This window comes from Methanomassiliicoccus luminyensis B10 (assembly GCF_000308215.1).
Classification (GTDB): domain Archaea; phylum Thermoplasmatota; class Thermoplasmata; order Methanomassiliicoccales; family Methanomassiliicoccaceae; genus Methanomassiliicoccus; species Methanomassiliicoccus luminyensis.
Genome location: NZ_CAJE01000014.1, coordinates 44,858 through 63,435 on the forward strand (window position 1 = coordinate 44,858; position 18,578 = coordinate 63,435).

Genomic DNA, 18,578 nt, shown 5'->3' on the forward strand with positions numbered 1-18,578 from the left:
GATACAAATGGCGAAGCAGGAAATAATAGGCGTCATCACTGGCGATCTCATCCGCTATTCCCGATACCCCGCCGAGGCCCGCGAGTTCCTCGCGCAGGCGCTGGGATGCGTCAAGGAACACTACCACGCCGATTTCCAGGTGTACCGGGGGGACAGTTTCCAGGGCATCGTGCCAGACCCCCAGGACGCGCTCAGGGTCACGCTGCTCATCCGCTCGTTCCTCATCGCCTCCCCCGTCATCCTGTACATATTGGAGAGAGAGGACGGCAAGAAAAGGATGAGCTCACCGGGCAGCTTCTTCAAGCTCAAGGAGGGGCAGGCTCCCGACCGGGATGTGGTGAGATACCTGTCCAAGAGGCTCCGGCATCCCTATCGGATCGACGCCAGGGTGTCGGTCGGGATAGGAAAGGCGGACCACATCTCCGTGGCTATCGGGGACAGCGATGGGGAGGCGTTCCGGCTTTCGGGCGAGCGCTTGGATGTCATGAAGAAGCTGAAGCAGGACCTCTCCGTCCTGACACCGTGGGATGATCTGAACAAGGAGATGGAGATCGAGACGGCGTTCCTGGATAGCCTCATGCTGCGGTGGACGCGAGCTCAAGCAATAGCCGTCTTCTTCGCGCTTCAAGGCAGGACCCAGGACGAACTCGTGGAGATGCTCGGCATATCCCAGAGTGCGGTGTCCCAGAGCCTGGGGCGGTCGAACTACCGCACGCTCAACCTTATGCTGGAAAGGTTCGAAGGGATTGTCGCGCGAGGAGAATGAGGGGATAACATCCTCCGACCAACCACCTGAGAATCTAGTAAGTCTGGATGTAGTGTCAAACCCCATAAGTTCCAACGCTCTCGCAACCTCGACTTGAACGCAAACGAGGGCAGTAATGGTAACAATCATTCGTACAGCTCCGCGAATATCATGCTGGACGAGAGCGGGGACCTTGGGTTCTCCCCCCATAGCTCACGCCATTTCGTCGTCGCGGCCACGATCATTTATGATCCAGATGCCATCGGTCGTCTGGCTAAAAGGGTCCGAAATAAGTCGATGAGAAGGGAATGGAGAGAAGAGCTAAAGTTCAACAATTCGGAGGAACCGACGAGGATCCTGATGCTCAATGGCGTGGCAAAGATGAATTGCCAGATCATATGGATCTCGTTCGACAAGGGCCGAATCTCACTGAGCTTGAGAGAGGATAAGTATCTCTTATACCGGATGGCCTGCGAGATAGTTCTTCGAGAGGCCGTTAGGCGCACACCGGCCAAGAAGGTCCACGTAATAATTGACAAGCGTTATTCGAAGAAAAGGGACCGTGATAGACTAGACCAACACTTAATGTCAATAATCACAGAGAACCATGCCGGCAATTTTTTACCCAAGGTTCAGATGAGTCAGTACGACTCCTTCATGAGCAGCGAGCTGCAGGTTCACGATTTTGTTGTGGGGGCCATCTACCAGCATCTTGAAAGAGACGTGGACGAATACATGAACTTGATTAAGAGCAAAATTGTCTTCGGACAACGAGGTGGTAATAAAAACGGCAGCCCCTGACGGAGTGTTGCGCAGAGGTACCATGCGGTACCCAATACCGTCAGGACTTACCTGCCGACCTATCATGAGCGTTGAGGATATTTTACTTTTTCTGCTAACTACAGCTTACAGTACCAGTACCCCACTGGACGAAATGATGAGCGGACGTCGCCAGAGGAGGTTGTGCTCACGAACTCCCGCGGGAGCTACGCGGCCTAGACATTCAAGATGTCATTTTGAAACAAAGGTTCAAGAGCTGCCCGTTGGTTCCTAACCCGATGGGAGCGGGGTATCCGGAGCTCGTGGTCCTGCTGCACCTGGTCATCGCCCACCTGCTGGTGGACTTCGTCCTCCAGCCGAAAAGCTGGGTGGAGGTCGAAGTATCTGCTGGCGCATGCCGCCCTGGCCGGCGCCATCTCCTACCTTTTCGTCATGGACTGGGGCGCGTGGTATGTCCCCGTCATCATCGGCGTCTCGCACTTCGCCATCGATGCTCTGAAGACCAACCACACCGACGGGGCGAGGACATTCACCCTCGACCAGCTGGCCCATTTCGCGGTCATCGTCCTGGTGTGGCTCGCCCTGATACAGCCGGTGGCGGATCTGGGGAGCGTGGCCGATCAGCTGCGGGGGATATGGGAGAGCAACAACGTCGCGCTGCTCATCACCGGCCTCATCTTTGTCATCTGGCCAGCCGGCATCCTCATCGGCAAGGTCACCAAGGGGCTGAGGGACAAGATATCGGCGCTGGAGGGCAACGACCTCCTGGACCTCAACGGCAGGTACATCGGCTACGCCGAGCGCATCATGATCTTCCTGTTCGTCATGGTGGACCAGTACATCGCCATAGGGTTCATAGTGGCGACGAAGTCCATCTTCCGGCTGGACGAGAGGAGGAGCCCCGCATATATCGAATACCACCTGCTCGGCTCGCTGCTGTCCTTTGCTGCCGCCATCGTGGTGGGCCTAATCGTCCGGTACCTCATGTTGGTTTAGGACCCCGATGATTATCACGAACACGCCGATCAGCACGAGCCCAGCTCCCACTATGGCGAACGCGATGTCCCAGTAGAAGTCCGTCGCGTACGTATTCGCCAGCTGTATGTCCCATGAGGTCCTGGAACCGATGAACAGCACCACGATCCCAATAAACGCGGTTACCAGGCCGGTCAGATTGTACCGTGTTCCACCAGTCAGTGCCATGGGCGCGTGAGCACCATATGCGAATATAATATTTTTGTAACAATAAATCGGCGAAGCGCAGCATATCTTTTTGGCGACGGCAATAGGTTCTTTACTGATTCGCACCCCTCTAAACATCGATCTCGGGGGCCATTGCATGAGGGGTCTGATGAGCACAAAGGCATCTTTCGGGAGGTCGGAGCGGGTACTGGCGGCCTTGTTCGTACTGGGAGCCGTTCTGGGCTTCCTGCTGAGCCCGCTGGGTTTCGAGCCCCGAATGAACGAACTGCGGAGCCTGGCCTTTGCCGCATTCTTCATCATCGTGGGAATGCTGCTCCCGATCGCCGGGCTGGTACTGCTGTGGTCCCGAAGGCCCCAGATCGCTGGCATTCTGGCGGTGATCAACGCCGCTCTCTATTTCCTCATCGCGCCCGCCGACCAGGCGTTGTTCTTCTTCACGGTGCCCCCTCCGCTCGCCGTGACAGTGGGTGAGTACATCCTCATCCTGGTGGGGATCGGGTACATGCTGTACGGACCCAGAGTATATTCAAGGGGCTGAGCGGGGGAGCTGGACGGCGTCGAAGCGCTGGTAACGATCTAGAACGCCGTAAGACGCTTCTTCAACGCGCGGCCTCCGGCGTGGCCAGCCTCACCCCGAGATCGTACGCTTTCTGCAGGTCCTGCGGGAACACCTCGGCCCTGCGCTTCGCTTTTAGCTCTGGGTCCCACGCCGATGAGACGTACTTGGAGTAGTCATCGAACTGGTATGTGTCGGTGACCGCGAGGTATGGCTCCGACGGCCCGAGGGTCCGGGAGGCCATCCCCTCAAGGTTCCGGAAAAGCTTCATATAGCCCCACTTTTCCAGATTGGCCTCCGCTATGTTCATGGTGAATATCCACGCGGACCTCGTCCTCCCTGGATATATGGTGGAGTGCTCCTTGTCGTAGACCAGGAAGGGGAATATCAGACGCTCCCAGAACGACCTCATCTCCCCAGTGACATCGCTCAGGTAGATGGGCGAGCCGAATAAGATCGCGTCGGCCCCGGCTATCCGCTCCAGGACCGGCGTGAGATCATCCTTCACCGCGCACCGGCCGTAGCTCTTGCCACCCTTGAGCTTGCAGGCGAAGCAGCTGATGCACCCCTTGAAGTCCAGATCGTAGAGGTTCACCAGCTCCGTTTCCGCACCCTGAGAGGCGGCGCCCTCCAGGGCCTTGTTCAGCATGCTGGCGGTGTTCCACCGCTTTCGCGGACTGCCGTTGATGGCGATGACTTTCATGACCTCACCGTTCAAGGAATGATGTTGGTCAGCCACCCGGATATCTCTTTCTGCGCGTTCCCGGCGTTCCCGCCCCGGACGGCCAGGCCGTGGAGGACCATCGACCGCGGGCACAGCTCCCTGACCTCTGCCACGCTCCGTCCCAGCCCGGTCCCCTCGTGCGTGCAGAACGGTGCGACCCTCTTTCCCGAAATGTCGTGCCGTGCCAGGAACGCTGCCACCGGCCTCGGCATGGCATCGCACCAGTTGGGGTAGCCGAGAAAGACCGTGCCGTAACGCGTCATGTCCTCGACCCCCTCCTTCAATTCAGGGAGGCGCTTCTCCGCGAGTTCCTTCTTCGCCCTCTCCACCACCGCGCCGTAATCTCTCGGGTAGCTCTCCGCGGCCACGATCTCGAAGAGGTCGCCGCCGGTCATCTCCTTCACCTGCTTGGCCGCCTCGCGCGTGGTCCCTGAGTGCGAAAAGTAGGCCACCAGTACGCTGCTGTTCGCGCTGCTCATTGAATCATCTTCCTTTTCCCGAGCATCTTGCGGGAACTCGGCCCCGCGGCCGCAATGCCCGGGCGACCGCATGCGGTATGCACTCACGACTTTAATAGGCGGCATAGGCGCCCTGCCCGGGAGGCGCATCCGCATATGTCTCCTCTTGACCTGTCGCTCGAATGGAAAAGAGGAGGTCCCGGGCGTCCTCGCTCTACCTCCGGGACGACGTCCGGCCACTGGAGTTGCGATGCTACATCATGGCACCTGCCGGGTCTGCCAGCGCAGCCACCACAGCCCCGCGATGAGCGCGGGGATGCCGAACACGATGAGCACCGACACGAGCACCCAGACGACCGAGTCGATCAGGTAGTCGAAGGTCCAGCCGGCCAGGGGCAGGCCCCAGTTCCCATCGAGGTACACTTTCAGGAGGAACACCAGGAACAGGAGGAACGAGAACCCGTTGCCCGCGTCGGACCGGTGGTCCTTCTTCTTTTCTCCGCGCTCGTACTCCGCCCTCTCCGCGGCGGGCAGTCTCTTCCACCAGGCCCACCCGATCACCCCCAGCACGATCACCGGGATGCCGACGAGGACTGCCTCCCAGAACACCAGGCGCAGCAGGAAGTCGACCACGGTCCCTATCGACCACGCCCCCAGCCCCGCGGGGACTAGGCCGCTCGCCTGCGCCTCCCCGGCATACCACAGGAACACAAGGATGGACCATACGGCCACCCCCGCCACGGCGATGCCGGCCAGGGCCACAGCCCCCCAGTGCCGCTTCAGGAACATCTTCCACGCCATCGGATCTTCGACTGACACGCTCTCCGTCATTTCTAACCCTCTTTGCCCTATTAGAAGTGAATAGTGTGGCCATGGTGCTTATGCAGTTTGAGCACAAGTGACCGCGAATGAGCGCGAAGCTCGGGACGCTCACCTCATCGTTCTGCTAGTCACTGATTTGTCAATAGGCGTTAAAAATTTACAAAATAGTAGATGTAAATAGGAATATGATAAATTTTATAACCGTATTTGTGCATATACCCACCTACGTCTACAAGATTGGAGCTTAATATGGAGAATAAAAAAAGAAAGAGCGGCGGCCAAAAAGAAATCTACATATCTGCCCTGAAGAACAAAGTCATCACTGTAAGTGAGGCCAGGCAGATCGTTAAGAACGACAACACCGCACGGATGGCCCTTTGGCGGCTCACCAAGGACGGCCATCTGGTGCGGGCCAAAGAGGGGGTGTACGCGGCGATTCCGCCAGAGGTGTCACCTGACGACTATGAAATCAACAGATATTTGCTGTTCGACAAGGTCATGAACTCCTCGGGCGCATTTGCGTTCCACAGCGCCCTGGAACTCCACGGTGCAGCATATTCAGCTTTTTCGACGGTTTACTACATCACCGTGGCGAAGAAACCATCTTTCAAATTTCTCGAAGATGTATATCGCCCCGTATGGGTACCAACGTTGTTCGGCATCACCACCGCTCGAATCGATGAGTTCCGGATCCCTGTAACAGATAAGGAGAGGACGTTCCTGGATTGTCTCCGGAGACCGGACCTTAGCGGTGGGACCGAAGAGTATCTCAAAAGCGTAGAGGCGTTCACGCTGATGAGCTCCACGAAGCTATTGGATTACCTGCGTCGCTTCGGTGAACAGAGCTTGTACCAGAGGGCGGGGTTCGTGCTTTCCTATCTGCAAAGCAAAATCAGAGTCCCCGATGAGCTTCTGGACGTTCTGCGCTCGCACGTAGGGTCCAATGTCTACTATCTGACGCCAAAGAAGACAAATGGCAGATTGAACAAGGAGTGGAACATCATGGTCCCGCGTAACCTGGAGGAGCTGGTCAGATATGTCTGAAGTTCCGGGAAAGGCTTACTTCTCACGATCGTCTCGTCAAACTGGATTCAAATCGGATGTGCTGGAGAAGGTTTACCGCCTCGCCACCATTCTTGACCAAATGCAATCCATCCCTGAACTTTCTGAAAAGCTTGCTCTCAAGGGAGGGACGGCCATCCAGGGCACAATCTTTGGATTTAAGCGACTGTCGATCGATATCGACCTTAACTATGTTGGAAGCAGTGAGAAAGAGGTCATGCAGAAAGATAGATCCCAGCTCCGCAATTTGCTTACATTCATGTTCAAAGACCTTGGATACGATGTCGATCCTCCGTTTAAAGAGTATGCAGAGGAGCAATTCGACCTCCATTTCATCAACTGCCATGGAGGCCGAGATCACTTGAAGTTGGAGATCAATTACCTGGAGCGCCTTCCGGTAGCTGGAACCTTGAGAAGCGAGCTCAGGCACCCATTTGGGGAAGATATTGGCAGCGTGGAGGTCCTCTCATATAGGGCGGAGGAACTTTTCGCGGGGAAGATGCGTGCCTTGACGACCAGAGGTACTCCCAGGGATATCTACGATGCTTATCAGATAACGGACTATAAAAAGCTCGATCAACGCCTACTGAGGAAGGTCGCTCTGTTTTATATCTCACCGAAAGAAGATGCACGAAAAATGAATACAGGTTTTATCGAGGCCGTCACCAATAAGGAAATGCAAGACCACCTCGTTCCGATGTTATCCTCCAATGATGAGGTTGACACCGAACTGATGAAGAGGCGAGCGTTGATAGCTGCCCAGGAATTATTAGCATTGACCGATTCGGAGAGCAGGTACTTCGAGTCCATATATACCAAGCGCTCTCCCGATTTCACCCTCCTTTTCGAAGATCCATCATTGTATGAATCCCTGGCAAAACACCCAGGGATTCTTTGGAGACTGCAGCAACTCAAGAGGCAATAAACCAACCTCCCCTCACCATCTTTTATCGACCTATGCTCCGATATTCTTCCTCATGAACTCTTCCAAGACCGGGGCCAAGAATGCCGCGGCGAAGTTCACGGAGTTCCCGCTCTCCAGGGCGTTCCAGCTCCTGGAGCCGGGCCCGGCCGTGCTGGTGACGACGGAGCTGGAGGGAAAAAAGAACGTCATGACGATGTCGTGGCACATGCTGCTGGAGTTCACTCCCCTGATCGGGGTGTGCATAGGTCCCTGGGACCACAGCTACCACGCTCTGAAGGAGACGAGGGAGTGCGTCATTGCCATTCCCACCGTCGACCTCGCCACGAAGGTAGTGGAGATCGGCAACACCTCTGGCCGCGACATCGACAAGTTCGAGAAGTTCGGCCTCACCCCGGTAAAAGCGGAGAAGGTCTCGCCGCCGCTCATAGCCGAGTGCCTCGCCCACATCGAGTGCAGGGTCTCCGACGATACGCTCGTAGACAAGTACGGCATGTGGGTCCTGGAGGGGGTGAAGGCCTGGATCGATGATGATAGAAAGGAGCGGCGCACCATCCACCACGTGGGGGACGGCACCTTCGTCGTCGACGGCAGGATTGTCGACCTAAAGAAGAAGATGACCAAGTGGTCGGAGTTCGCGTGATCTCACTCGGGCACGCAGGTGCGTGCGCACACCGGGTCCGAAGGGGTCACGAAGATACAGTCGGCGATGTCGCCGGAGATGGACAGCCGGTTCTTCGCCACCGACAGCTCCACCTCCCCGTCCTGGGAAGCCTTCCTTATGAGCTTTACTCTGGTATCCAGAGAGAGGCCTTTGTCCGACAGGGTCTGTACGACCTTCTCCCCTCCCCTGATGAACGCTATCTCCCCCTCCTGGTCCGGCTCCAGCTCGGTGATGGGGATTATGGGGTTCTCGCCGCAGTTCCTGGCGATGTCGATGAGATTGCTGCCCTCGCACTCCTCGCACGAGCCGATGGGCTTGTCGCAGGGGGTGATGAACTTGCCGTGGGGCGAGCGGGAAGGCGCCTCCAGCCACCGGCACAGCGCGTCGGCCGTCTCGTCGGAGAGGTAATGCTCGATCCTGCAGGCCTCGGAATGTACCTTGTCCGGGTTGATCTTCAGAACGTCGGAAAGGAAGACCTCCAGAAGCCTATGGCGCCGCTTGAGCCGCTTGACGATCTCCAGGCCCGCGGGGGTGAGCTTCGCTCCCACGTACGGTTCGTACTTCACGTACTCCTTGTCCCCCAGGCTCCTGATGTATTCCGTAACGCTTGCCGGCGATACGCTGAGCTTGTTGGCGATCGCCGTGGTCTTGGCGAACCCATCCTTCCCGGCAAGGTCGAAGATGGTCTCCAAGTACATCTCTAGCTGTTCCCGCGCCATCTGTTCTCAGCAGGTCTAGGTCCACTTTCATACTTTATGATTTCTGACGTAAGCTGTGTTTTTCTGAAGTTTTTTCCTCACATATCATGCCCGCAGAGGGGGCGGGACCCAGGCTGGCCTTGATGCGTACCCTGCCAGCACCCCGCCCTGGATGATATGCTAGCGACCTCATTCCGCGCCCGCGGCGACGGCGGCCGACCTTTTCGCCCCGTCGAGATGTCGTGGGCTGGGCGCATCAGCCAGGTATCAAGATTATTTAGGATATCCTAAATTTTAAATATCGAGTATCATTTAGGTCATCCTAAACCATTCGAGGAGACTTACGGATGAACGCTTCAAAGACCAGAGCGCTTGCCTTGATGTGCCTGCTTGTGGCAGGCCTGTTTATCGTGAACATCTGCCAGCCGGTTTCCGGCGCCCAGACCTCCGGCGATGCCGAGGGGGCGTGGGCCCCGGGAATGTATTGGACATTCGAGTACGCCGAGGGGACGGCCACCGAAGAGGTGAACATGACCGTCCTGGGGACCCAGGTGCTCACCAACCTCACCGGGGTGCAGATCAACACGTACAAAATCAAGGAGGACCACTCCTCCGACCCTGAGGGGAGATACTATTCCTGGTACGACGTCGACAATCTGGACGTCATCGCCAAGTATCAGAGCAACGACGACGGCATAATGGCCGTGAACAGCAGCTGGACCTATGATGGGGAACCGCGTCCCTACGAGGTCGGCAGCAGCATGTTCGTCGGCTACAAGCGGGTCAGCGACATAAGCGCCATGCCCATGCCGGTCACCCGAAGCTATCCTAGCACCTTCGAGGTCGCGGGCATGGAGTGGGTCACCGTTCCCGCCGGGACCTTCTACTGCTACAACATCACCATCACCGACAACGGCAACGGGAACGTCAACTGGAACTACTACTACAATGACACCGTGAAGCACTGGGTGAAGTTCATCGACAACCGGCCCACGGCCATGGGCGTAAGCCAGGTGACGTACGATCTCACCTCGTACGGCGCGGCGGAAGAGCCAGTGTTCATCACTGAGAGCGGGGAGAGGAACATCAGGAGTTATGACATCGAGTGGGCCGACTATGCTGACACCGTCGAGTATGTCCTGTACGAGAACGGCGAGGAAGTGTACCGCGGCACCGCCACGTCGTATGCGGCCGGCTCAATGGAGGACGGCAGCTACGAGTATGTGGTGGAAGCGGTGCTGCCGGACGGACTGCGGATCTCCAGCGGGACCCTGACCATCGTCGTGGACTATGTCGTTCCGGTGCCCGGCTTCACTACCGAGGCGGGGACCGTGGACGGCGGCGAGCTGACCATCGAATGGACCGCCGTTGACGGAGCGGACCGCTATGTCCTCCTGGTGGAGAGCGAAGATGAATGGGAGGAGGCCTACAACGGAACGGAGACCTCGTTCACCTTCACCGACCTCTCCGACGGGACCTACCGCTATCGCGTGCAGGCCTGGGACGGGGATAAGTCCTCGCAGCTCTCGTCATCCCTGGTCATGACCGTGGAAGGGACCGGCAAGAGCATTACCGGGGAAGAGGCCGGGGTGCTCGTACTCTCCATGGCGATCGGCATCGTGGTCATCGTCGGCCTGGTGTTCCTGCTCAAGAGAAGGTCCTGAGGTGGGGATGTGAAGCGGGCTCATCTCGCATTGATCACGGTCGCGGTGGCCGCGGTAGTGCTCCTTCCCACGGCTTACAATATTCTGCAGGCGGGCGGGAAGGATGGCGGCAACGGCTACGTGACCATCACAGACTCGGCCGGGAGGACCGTGAACGTCCCCGAGAGCCCCACCCGCATCGCGGTGGTCAATACCTACACCGCCGAGGTGCTGAGGGCGCTGGGGGTCGATCCCTCGATCATCGTGGGGATCTCCGAGGACTTCGCCGATGAGGCACTGTGGTCCGACATGGCCGGAAAGAGGGTGGTCCAGACCTCCGCCCACGGGGAGCCGGACGTGGAGGCCATGCTGGACATGAAGATCCAGGTCCTGTTCACCTTCGGAACGCATCAGTTCGTGAACATCAAGACCCTGGAGAGCTCGCTCGCTCCCGCGGGCATTGCGGTGGTGGGCCTGGACTTCTTCCGGTACGGGACCCTGTACTCGGACATCGCCACCATGGGCAAGATATTCAACAAGGAGGAGCGGGCCGCCGAGCTTATTGAGGGAATGCGGGAGGTGGAGCAGACCATCGAGACCAGGATCGGGACCGTTCCGGAGAGCGAGCGGCCTACCGTGGTCATAGAGCACCACAGTTCCTCGGCCAGGGAGCCGGTGGTGCAGAGCTCCACATCCCAGTGGGGCCAGCTCGTCGAGCTCGCCGGAGGGGTCAACATCTTCGGCGACCTTATCGGCACCACCGCCCGCGTGGACCCCGTGGACATCCTGAGGGCCAACCCGGACTACTATTTCCTGGACGGGATGGCCGTGGACATAGGGTACGGGAGGAGCAATGTCGGGCAGTACGAGGCGGCCATATCCGCCCTCGGGAACAGGGACGGCTTCTCGGACATCCAGGCGGTAACCGAGGAACACGTCTACATCTTCGCCGGGGAGTTCGCCGGCCCCATGATGATCTACGGGGCCGGGGTGATCGCCAGCATCCTCTATCCCGACCTCTTCGACGACGTGGGGGCGGACTGGTTCATCACCACGTACTTCAGCACCTTCCACGGGGTGGAGGTACAGGGCGTCATGTACTACCCGGAGAGCTGAGCGGCCCATGACCACTGAGAGCGCGAGCGGGCAGCTTCGGTCGAGGTACGATCTCCTCCACGGCAGGCGGGTGCTGTTCATCCTGGCCCTGGTGCTGGGATGCCTGGTCCTGTCGGTGGTCTCCATCGGCGTGGGGTCAGTGGGGATAGGGTACGGCGACGTGATAAGGACGCTTTTCGGCGACGCGCCGGACGTCTTCGTCAACAGCATCATCTGGAACTATCGCTTCCCCAGGGTGCTGATGGCCCTGGTGGCCGGGGTGGGCCTGGCGGTGGCGGGGGCGTCCATGCAGGGCGTCCTGAGGAACCCCCTGGTGGACCCGTTCACCCTGGGCATCGCCAGCGGGGCCTCCCTGGGCGCTTCCATGGCCATAGTGCTCCACTTCACCCTGCCGGGGCTGGAGGACTACATGATCATCGGGAATGCCTTCGTGTTCTCCCTGATGTCGTCGTTCCTGATACTGGGCCTCGGAAGGATGCGGGGGGTGTCCCCGGAAACGTTCATCCTGGTGGGGATAGCGCTCACCTTCGTGTTCAGCGCGCTGACCGGGGTGCTGCAGTACATCGCCTCGGACGCCCAGATCGCCGAACTGGTCAGCTGGAGCTTCGGCTCGCTGTCCCGTCCGACCACCTACCAGACCATCATCTCCCTGGTAGTGGTGGGGGTGTGCGTCCCCCTCCTGCTGTCATGGTCGTGGAGGCTCAACGCCGTCTCCCTCAGCGGGGACGAGGTCGCCCAGAGCCTTGGGGTGAACCCCGGCCGGCTGAGGGTGCAGGTGATGGTGGTGTCCTCGATAATAACCGCCTCCATCATCGCGTTCACCGGGGTCCTGGGATTCGTGGGGCTGGTGGCCCCTCATATCGCCCGCCTGCTGGTGGGAGGGGACCACCGCTATATGATGGCGGTATCGGGACTGCTGGGAGCGGTGCTCCTGCTGGTCTCCGACATAGTCGGCCGGACCGTGATCGCGCCCACCATCATACCGGTGGGCATCATGCTCTCCCTCATGGGCGGCCCGTTCTTCCTTTACATCCTCATGCGCAAAAGGGGTGAGTTCTGGAAATGATGCACGCTAGTTCCGATAAGAACGACTGGATGTTCGGCAACGATACCGATGACCCGCTCAGGCACGCCTTCGACAGGAAAGTCACCGTCCACCCCGGCGCGATGGGGCGGCCGGTCCCTCCCGAGGATTGGCAGACCGTCCTGCAGGACCGCCTGGATAGGAGGCCGGGGCCGGAGCAGAGGGCCGTATACATCAACATACCGTTCTGCCGGAGACGGTGCAAGTTCTGCAATTTCTACAAGTACCCGGCCGACAAGGAGACGGTCCGCCGGTACCTGGACTTCCTGGTGAGGGAGATAGAGATGAGCGCCGACAGCGAGCGGGTGTCCTCCCGCCCGTTCAACGCGGTGTACATCGGGGGCGGCACTCCGACCGAACTTACGCCCAAGGAGATAGGGAAGCTGCTCGAAGCGGTGAACGAGCACCTGCCCCTCACCAACGATTGCGAGATCACCTTCGAGACCAGGACCAGCGGGCTGGACGACAACAGGGCGCGCGCCTGCCTGGAGTGGGGGGTGAACCGCTTCTCCGTGGGAGTGCAGTCCTTCAACACCGAGGTCAGGCGGAGCCTCGGCCGGATCGACGAGCGCGAGGTCGTGATCAGGAAGCTGAATCGCCTCCAGGATTTCGGGCTGGCCGCGGTGGTCATCGACCTCATGTTCGGCCTTCCCGGTCAATCGATGGAGATCTGGGAGGACGATGTGCGGACCTGGCTGGACCTGGACCTCGACGGCGGGGACCTCTACCAGCTAATGGTCCTCCGGGGGAGCGAGATGGAGACTATGGCCTCCGGCGAACGGGGACCGGCCGACCTGCCCCAGCAGGCCGCCATGTTCGGAAGGGCCCTGGACATCATGGAGGACAGCGGCTACCGCCGCCTGAGCGTGTGTCACTGGGGCAACGGCCACCGGGAGCGCAGCCTGTACAACGGCCTGACCCTGGCCGGCGCCGAGGTCATGCCCTTCGGGGCCGGCGCCGGAGGGAACGTCGCCGACGTGTCGTTCATGGTGGAGAGCGACCTGCGAAAGTACGAGGACGGAGTGATGAGGGGCGAGAAGCCGCTGAAGTTCCTGGCCAGGCATCACCCCATGAGGGGGCTGTTCTCCGACCTCAGCGGGCAGATCGACTCCGGCAGGGTGGACATGAGCTCGCTGCGGAAGCATGGCGTGGACCTCGAGGCGGCGGCGGGGCCGCTTCTGCAGAGGTGGTCGGAGATCGGCCTCATCTCCAGGAGGGGAAGGTTCCTGGAGCTCAGCGTGGCCGGGCAGTTCTGGAACGTGAACCTGGCCCAGGGCATGATCGACTGGTGCATGGGGAGCGGCCAGGGGACGGCGGGGCATCCGCCCCAGGGCGCCGGGGCGGTGATGGGATGACGTTCCTGTCCGTTTCCGGCCTGCGCTTCTCCTACGGCCACCATGCCGTCCTCGACGGTATCGACCTGGAGATCGAGAGAGGGCAGGTGGTCAGCCTGATCGGAAGGAACGGCTCGGGCAAGACCACCTTCCTGAGGTGCCTCAACCGCATCGGGAAGTACCAGCAAGGGCGGATAAGCATCGAAGGGGAGGACGTCGCGGCGATGGGCGCCGCGGAGCTGGCGACGCGATTCGGCTATGTTCCTCAGAGCGCTCCTGCCAACTTCCCGGCCACCGTGGTCGACGTGGTGATGCTGGGACGCCTGCCCCACCTGATGTGGAGGGTGGGGGACAAGGACATGGAGCTGGTCATGGGCATCATACGCCGGCTGAACCTAGAGCACCTGGCCTTCCGGCAGTTCAACGAGTTGTCGGGTGGGGAGAGGCAGAAGGTGCTCATAGCCAGGGCGCTGGCCCAGGAACCCCGGGTCCTCCTCCTGGACGAGCCGACCAGCAATCTGGACATCCTGCACCAACTGGAGGTCATGGAGGCAGTCAGGGATGAGGTGAAGAAGAGGGGCGAGATGACCGCGATCATCTCCATCCACGACCTCAATCTGGCCGCCCGCTATTCGGACGCCATCGCGGTGATCCAGGGCGGCAGGATGAGGGGGTACGGGCCGCCCGAGGAGATCCTGACCGGGGAGCTGGTCTCGGAGATCTACGGGGTGAGGTCAAGGATCGGCCGGGACGAGGAGAGCGGCTGCCTGACGGTGCTGCCGATCGGCATCTCCGCGGGGGCGCTCGGGACCGTTTGAGATGGAAGAAGGTGGGAACATGGAAGATGTCAAGGACAAGGTACGCCAGATGATAGAGGGAAGGAGAATGGAGTCGAACCTGGGCCTGGCAGCGCAGCTGGGGCTGAGCGAGGAAGCCTTCGTGAGGAACCTCCCCGCAGGCATGGCCTCGGAAGTCCCCCGGGATATGTTCGAGGAAGTGGTCGAGCAGATGGTGGGGTGGGGCAGGCTGAGAGTGGTGGTGGGAAGCGAGAACGTCATCATGGAGGTCCTGACCCGGTTCCCCCGCGGGCGCCGCGGCCACGGGTTCTTCAACCTGCATGACGAGGGGTGCTGCCTGGGAGGGCATCTCCGTGTCTCGGAACTGTCGTCCATCCACCTGGTGAGCCAGCCCTTCATGGGCCTGGAGACCCGGTCCGTTCAGTTCTTCGACCTCAGCGGGCGCTGCATGTTCAAGGTCTATCTCGACCGGGACGAGCAGAGGAACATCCTCCGCGACCAGCTGCAGATGTTCAATTCCCTGAGGTCCCGGATAGGCAGGCAGGTCGGCAGTTCAAGCTAGTCACCGGTCAGCTCGCTCGACGGGGGTTCGACCAAAATCGGCACACGGGCACAACTGAAACGCGCTCAGAATGCCGAAGTCCCTTCTTTTCCAGGCGGGCTCGGATGCAACCCCCCGATCGCGTAATATTTAGGATATCCTAAATCATATATATTGGGCGGCCATATCCCTATTTAGGAATGCCTAAATTGTTGGGTGGTCGGCCTGTTGCGAACAGGCGGGCCGGAGCGGCATCATTTGGGCAAGATGGCGGAGCGTCCGAACGGGACAACTGCCGAACCGATCATCTGAACAAAGGGAGGGATGAGGAACGAAGAACGGAGCGAAGATAGCGATAGCTGTGCTGATCGTGGCGATAGTGATCAGCGCCGCGTGGGCGGTGTGGCCCAAGTCGGAAGGGGCCAGTGAAAGGAATGGTACAGTAACGGACCTGGCGGGAAGGAGCGTAGCGGTCAAGCTGCCGGTGGAGAAGGTTGTGCTGGGAGATACTGACTCCATCAATGCCTTCGCCGCAGTGGCCGGAGAGGACTTCCTAGATTACATAGTCGGCGGGCTCGGGGACTTCCAGGGCAACTACCCCGATCTCTACCAGGCATATCTCGAGGCTTATCCCGAGATGGCGAGCGTGCCTTCCGTGGGAGGCCTCTACGAACCCAATACCGAGAAGATCATAAGCCTCCAGCCGGATGTTTTCATCCTTCCCCTGTGGACGGTGTCACAGCAGACCACCCCGGACATAGACAAACTGGAGGAAGCAGGCATACCGACGGTGTTCATCGATTTCACCATTGACCCGTACGGCGGCAACCAGATCAAGAGCTTGAGCCTGCTGGGAAAGCTGCTCGGCATGGAGGAGCGGGCCGACGAGGTCATCGAGTTCTATGACGGGGAGATAAAGAAGGTCATCGATGTTGTGGCCGCCCTCGACGAAGAAAAGCCGAAGGTATACCTTGAGATCGGGATGTACGGCGCCAGCGATTGGGGGGCCAGCGGCGTGAGCATGGGAGCTTCCTCGATCGACTATGCCGGCGGGGACAATATCGCCAAAGGGGCCCTGAGCGAGCAGGGGATGCTGAGCAAGGAATATGTCCTGAGGACGAACCCCCCGGATGTAATCGTGATCTGCCTGTCGCCCTTCTTTGGCGCGAGCGCCGATGGCGACAAGTTCGGCTTTGGGACCTCGACGACCAAGGCACAACTGGCAGCAATGGCCCAAGGATATCTGGATCGCGACGGCTGGAGCGGGCTTGATGCGGTAAAGGAGGGCAGGGTGCACTTCTACTACAGCGGCCTGACCTTCAGCATAGATAACTTCGCCATACTGCAGTTCATGGCTACCTGGCTGTATCCGGACACCTTCGCCGACCTCGATCCGATGGCCAACCTGGAAGAGTTCTACGAGCTGTACATGCCCATCGACCTCGACGGTACCTGGTACTACGATATCTCGGAAACGGACTGATGCCGATGGAGTACTCCGGCCAAGAGGTATACAGGAAGCTGACGGGCAGAAAATGGATGATGGTCGTAGCCAGCGTCATCGTCCTGATCTTCTTCTTCATATTGGACCTGATGACCGGGGCGTCGATGATGTCGATGGGGGAGGTCATAAACGCGCTGATAGCTCCTGATTCGGTAAGCGCAGGAACGAGGGTCATCGTCTGGTCGATCCGCCTCCCCGTGGCCATCATGGCCGTGGTGGTAGGCGCTTCCCTGGGCGTTGCCGGCGCGGAGATGCAGGCCATCCTTGACAACCCCCTGGCCGACCCCTACACCCTTGGGATATCCACCGCCGCGGCCTTCGGTGCCGGACTGGCGGTATTGGGCATAGGCCTGGTCGGCACGGGCGAGTACTTCAAGCCCATCAACGCGTTCGCCTTCTCCCTTCTCTCTTGCGCGATCATATACGGGGTCGCGAGGAAGAGATCGTCGGACAAGAACACCATCGTCCTCACCGGCATAGCGATGCTGTTCCTATTCCAATCGTTGGTGTCGCTGCTGCAATACCTTGCGTCGAGCCAGCAGATGTCCGCCATACTGTTCTGGCTGTTCGGCAGCCTATCCCGCGCCGACTGGACCAACGTCACCATCATCGGCGTCGTGCTACTGGTCATCTCGCTGGTCTTTGTCATGGACGCCTGGAAGCTGACCGCCCTCAAGCTCGGCGACAGCAAGGCCATGAGCCTCGGCGTCAACGTGAAGCGCCTGAGGCAGAAGGTGCTCATCGGCGTCTCCCTCCTGACCGCCACCGCGGTCAGCTTTGCCGGCACCATAGGGTTCATCGGACTGGTCGGCCCGCACATATCCAGGATGCTGGTGGGGGACGATCAGCGCTACTACCTGCCGATGTCCGCGCTGATGGGGGCTGCACTGCTGTCCCTGTCATCCACGGTGAGCAAGCTGGTCTCGCCGGGCGTGATCTTTCCGATAGGCATAATCACCTCGTTCATCGGGGTGCCGTTCTTCATCATGCTGATCCTGAGAAGAAGGAAGGTGAGCTATTGAAGCTGGAGATCGCAGAGCTTAGATGCTCCTACGGAGAGAAGGAGGTCCTCAAGGGAGTCGGGATGACGGCGGGACCGTGCATTACCGCGCTGATCGGGCCGAACGCCGCCGGGAAATCGACCCTGATGAAGTGCATCGCGGGCATACTGCAGTCGTCGGGAAGGATGACCCTGGACGGCATCGACATTACCGACGGCAGGAACAGGGAGGTACGGGAGATGATGAGCTACCTGCCCCAGGAGGCCCCTGACCGCACCTCCCTGACCGTCATGGAGATCGTGCTGCTGGGCCGCCTCGATTCCCTGAACTGGAAGGTCAGCGAGGAGGACCTGTCTATCGCCTACGGCATGCTGGTGGAACTGGCCATCGAGGACCTTGCCGTGAGGCCCATGAACGAGCTGAGCGGGGGGCAGCAGCAGATGATCATGATCGCCCAGTGCCTGGTCAGGGACCCTCGGGTCCTGCTCATGGACGAGCCGACCAACAGCCTGGACCTCCAGAAGCAGCTGGAGATGTTCGACCTGATCCGACAGGTGACCGACGAGAGGAAGATGACCACGCTGATGGTCCTGCACGACATCAATTTCGCCGCCAGGTACGCCGACCGAGTGATAGTGGTTTCCAATGGGATGGTGCACAGCGCGGGCCCCCCGAGCGAGGTCATCAATGAGGCGATGATCCAGGAGGTCTACGGGGTCGAAGCGACGGTGCACGTCGGGCCGGACATGGTCCCCCACGTCCACCCTCTCCGCTCGGTGCGGCGAACTGCCTTGAAGCACCGGCGTGCCGCCCGGGAGGGGCGGGAAGCGAACGCTCCAGTCCCAGACGGCAAGGGCGCGGGCTCGCTGATCAGCATGCCGGAGCTGGTCCAGGACGCCGCATCAGAGCGCAAATGACCGTCGA

Annotated in this window: 21 protein-coding genes; 16 read left to right on the plus strand and 5 right to left on the minus strand. The window is 59.8% G+C overall.

What is annotated here, in order from left to right; genetic code table 11:
- Positions 1-7 precede the first annotated feature (7 nt).
- The 3 genes from WYS_RS08770 to WYS_RS08785 all read left to right on the plus strand — a co-directional run bounded on the left by WYS_RS08770 (position 8) and on the right by WYS_RS08785 (position 2,521).
- Positions 8-766, plus strand: a complete 759-nt coding sequence (locus WYS_RS08770; RefSeq protein ID WP_019177790.1) for a hypothetical protein — start codon at positions 8-10, stop codon at positions 764-766.
- 150 nt (positions 767-916) lie between these two features.
- The gene (locus WYS_RS08775) at positions 917-1,546 is read left to right on the plus strand and encodes a DUF3800 domain-containing protein (RefSeq protein WP_019177791.1); all 630 of its coding nucleotides are present in this window, start codon (positions 917-919) and stop codon (positions 1,544-1,546) included.
- 270 nt (positions 1,547-1,816) lie between these two features.
- Entirely contained in the window at positions 1,817-2,521 is a 705-nt protein-coding gene (locus WYS_RS08785; protein WP_081579922.1) for a DUF3307 domain-containing protein, read from the plus strand.
- On the opposite strand, the gene WYS_RS08790 is transcribed toward WYS_RS08785, so the two are convergent.
- Positions 2,492-2,728 carry a hypothetical protein gene (locus WYS_RS08790; protein ID WP_019177794.1) on the minus strand — a complete coding sequence of 79 codons (237 nt, stop codon included), beginning with the start codon at positions 2,726-2,728 and terminating at the stop codon, positions 2,492-2,494. The genes WYS_RS08785 and WYS_RS08790 overlap by 30 nt on opposite strands.
- Positions 2,729-2,876: 148 nt before the next feature.
- Between WYS_RS08790 and WYS_RS08795 the strand changes: the two genes are divergently transcribed.
- The gene (locus tag WYS_RS08795) at positions 2,877-3,266 is read left to right on the plus strand and encodes a hypothetical protein (RefSeq protein WP_019177795.1); all 390 of its coding nucleotides are present in this window, start codon (positions 2,877-2,879) and stop codon (positions 3,264-3,266) included.
- A gap of 61 nt (positions 3,267-3,327) precedes the next feature.
- Here the strand turns inward: WYS_RS08795 and WYS_RS08800 are convergent, their stop codons facing one another.
- From WYS_RS08800 to WYS_RS08810, 3 genes are all read right to left on the minus strand, one after another.
- A complete protein-coding gene (locus WYS_RS08800; RefSeq protein ID WP_026068969.1) occupies positions 3,328-3,987 on the minus strand; it encodes a flavodoxin family protein in 660 nt (219 codons plus the stop codon).
- A gap of 11 nt (positions 3,988-3,998) precedes the next feature.
- Complete coding sequence (locus WYS_RS08805; protein WP_019177797.1) at positions 3,999-4,487, minus strand: flavodoxin; 489 nt, start codon at positions 4,485-4,487, stop codon at positions 3,999-4,001.
- A 237-nt stretch (positions 4,488-4,724) separates the two neighbouring features.
- Positions 4,725-5,297, minus strand: a complete 573-nt coding sequence (locus tag WYS_RS08810) for a hypothetical protein (protein ID WP_019177798.1) — start codon at positions 5,295-5,297, stop codon at positions 4,725-4,727.
- 240 nt (positions 5,298-5,537) lie between these two features.
- Between WYS_RS08810 and WYS_RS08815 the strand changes: the two genes are divergently transcribed.
- Genes WYS_RS08815 through WYS_RS08825 form a run of 3 tightly spaced genes read left to right on the plus strand, consistent with a single transcriptional unit; the run spans position 5,538 to position 7,915 of the window.
- Positions 5,538-6,332 (plus strand): type IV toxin-antitoxin system AbiEi family antitoxin domain-containing protein, encoded by a 795-nt coding sequence (locus tag WYS_RS08815; protein WP_019177799.1) that lies wholly within the window; start codon positions 5,538-5,540, stop codon positions 6,330-6,332.
- Positions 6,325-7,275 (plus strand): nucleotidyl transferase AbiEii/AbiGii toxin family protein, encoded by a 951-nt coding sequence (locus WYS_RS08820; protein ID WP_019177800.1) that lies wholly within the window; start codon positions 6,325-6,327, stop codon positions 7,273-7,275. The genes WYS_RS08815 and WYS_RS08820 overlap by 8 nt, the downstream gene beginning before the upstream one ends.
- Positions 7,276-7,327: 52 nt before the next feature.
- Entirely contained in the window at positions 7,328-7,915 is a 588-nt protein-coding gene (locus WYS_RS08825) for a flavin reductase family protein (protein ID WP_019177801.1), read from the plus strand.
- A 2-nt stretch (positions 7,916-7,917) separates the two neighbouring features.
- Here the strand turns inward: WYS_RS08825 and WYS_RS08830 are convergent, their stop codons facing one another.
- On the minus strand, positions 7,918-8,655 hold the full coding sequence (locus WYS_RS08830) for a metal-dependent transcriptional regulator (protein WP_019177802.1): 738 nt from the start codon (positions 8,653-8,655) through the stop codon (positions 7,918-7,920).
- Positions 8,656-8,981: 326 nt separating this feature from the next.
- On the opposite strand from WYS_RS08830, the gene WYS_RS08835 reads away from it, so the two are divergent.
- The 9 genes from WYS_RS08835 (at position 8,982) to WYS_RS14865 (ending at position 18,571) form a co-directional block, all read left to right on the plus strand.
- A complete protein-coding gene (locus WYS_RS08835; protein WP_020424289.1) occupies positions 8,982-10,298 on the plus strand; it encodes a fibronectin type III domain-containing protein in 1,317 nt (438 codons plus the stop codon).
- Between the two features lie 9 nt (positions 10,299-10,307).
- Positions 10,308-11,393: an ABC transporter substrate-binding protein gene (locus WYS_RS08840; RefSeq protein WP_081579923.1), complete on the plus strand. Its 1,086-nt coding sequence runs from the start codon at positions 10,308-10,310 to the stop codon at positions 11,391-11,393.
- Positions 11,394-11,400: 7 nt separating this feature from the next.
- On the plus strand, positions 11,401-12,459 hold the full coding sequence (locus WYS_RS08845; protein WP_019177804.1) for a FecCD family ABC transporter permease: 1,059 nt from the start codon (positions 11,401-11,403) through the stop codon (positions 12,457-12,459).
- Positions 12,459-13,832 (plus strand): heme anaerobic degradation radical SAM methyltransferase ChuW/HutW, encoded by a 1,374-nt coding sequence (hutW, locus tag WYS_RS14855; RefSeq protein WP_187120182.1) that lies wholly within the window; start codon positions 12,459-12,461, stop codon positions 13,830-13,832. The genes WYS_RS08845 and hutW overlap by 1 nt, the downstream gene beginning before the upstream one ends.
- Positions 13,829-14,629: an ABC transporter ATP-binding protein gene (locus WYS_RS08855; protein WP_019177806.1), complete on the plus strand. Its 801-nt coding sequence runs from the start codon at positions 13,829-13,831 to the stop codon at positions 14,627-14,629. Before hutW ends, WYS_RS08855 begins: the two co-directional genes overlap by 4 nt.
- Before the next feature lie 19 nt (positions 14,630-14,648).
- Positions 14,649-15,170: a heme utilization cystosolic carrier protein HutX gene (gene hutX, locus WYS_RS08860; protein WP_162137726.1), complete on the plus strand. Its 522-nt coding sequence runs from the start codon at positions 14,649-14,651 to the stop codon at positions 15,168-15,170.
- A gap of 349 nt (positions 15,171-15,519) precedes the next feature.
- Positions 15,520-16,632, plus strand: coding sequence for an ABC transporter substrate-binding protein (locus tag WYS_RS14860; RefSeq protein ID WP_236993861.1), 1,113 nt, complete (start codon positions 15,520-15,522; stop codon positions 16,630-16,632).
- Positions 16,632-17,675, plus strand: a complete 1,044-nt coding sequence (locus tag WYS_RS08870; protein WP_019177809.1) for a FecCD family ABC transporter permease — start codon at positions 16,632-16,634, stop codon at positions 17,673-17,675. The genes WYS_RS14860 and WYS_RS08870 overlap by 1 nt, the downstream gene beginning before the upstream one ends.
- Positions 17,672-18,571 carry an ABC transporter ATP-binding protein gene (locus WYS_RS14865; RefSeq protein WP_019177810.1) on the plus strand — a complete coding sequence of 300 codons (900 nt, stop codon included), beginning with the start codon at positions 17,672-17,674 and terminating at the stop codon, positions 18,569-18,571. Before WYS_RS08870 ends, WYS_RS14865 begins: the two co-directional genes overlap by 4 nt.
- Positions 18,572-18,578: the final 7 nt, after the last annotated feature.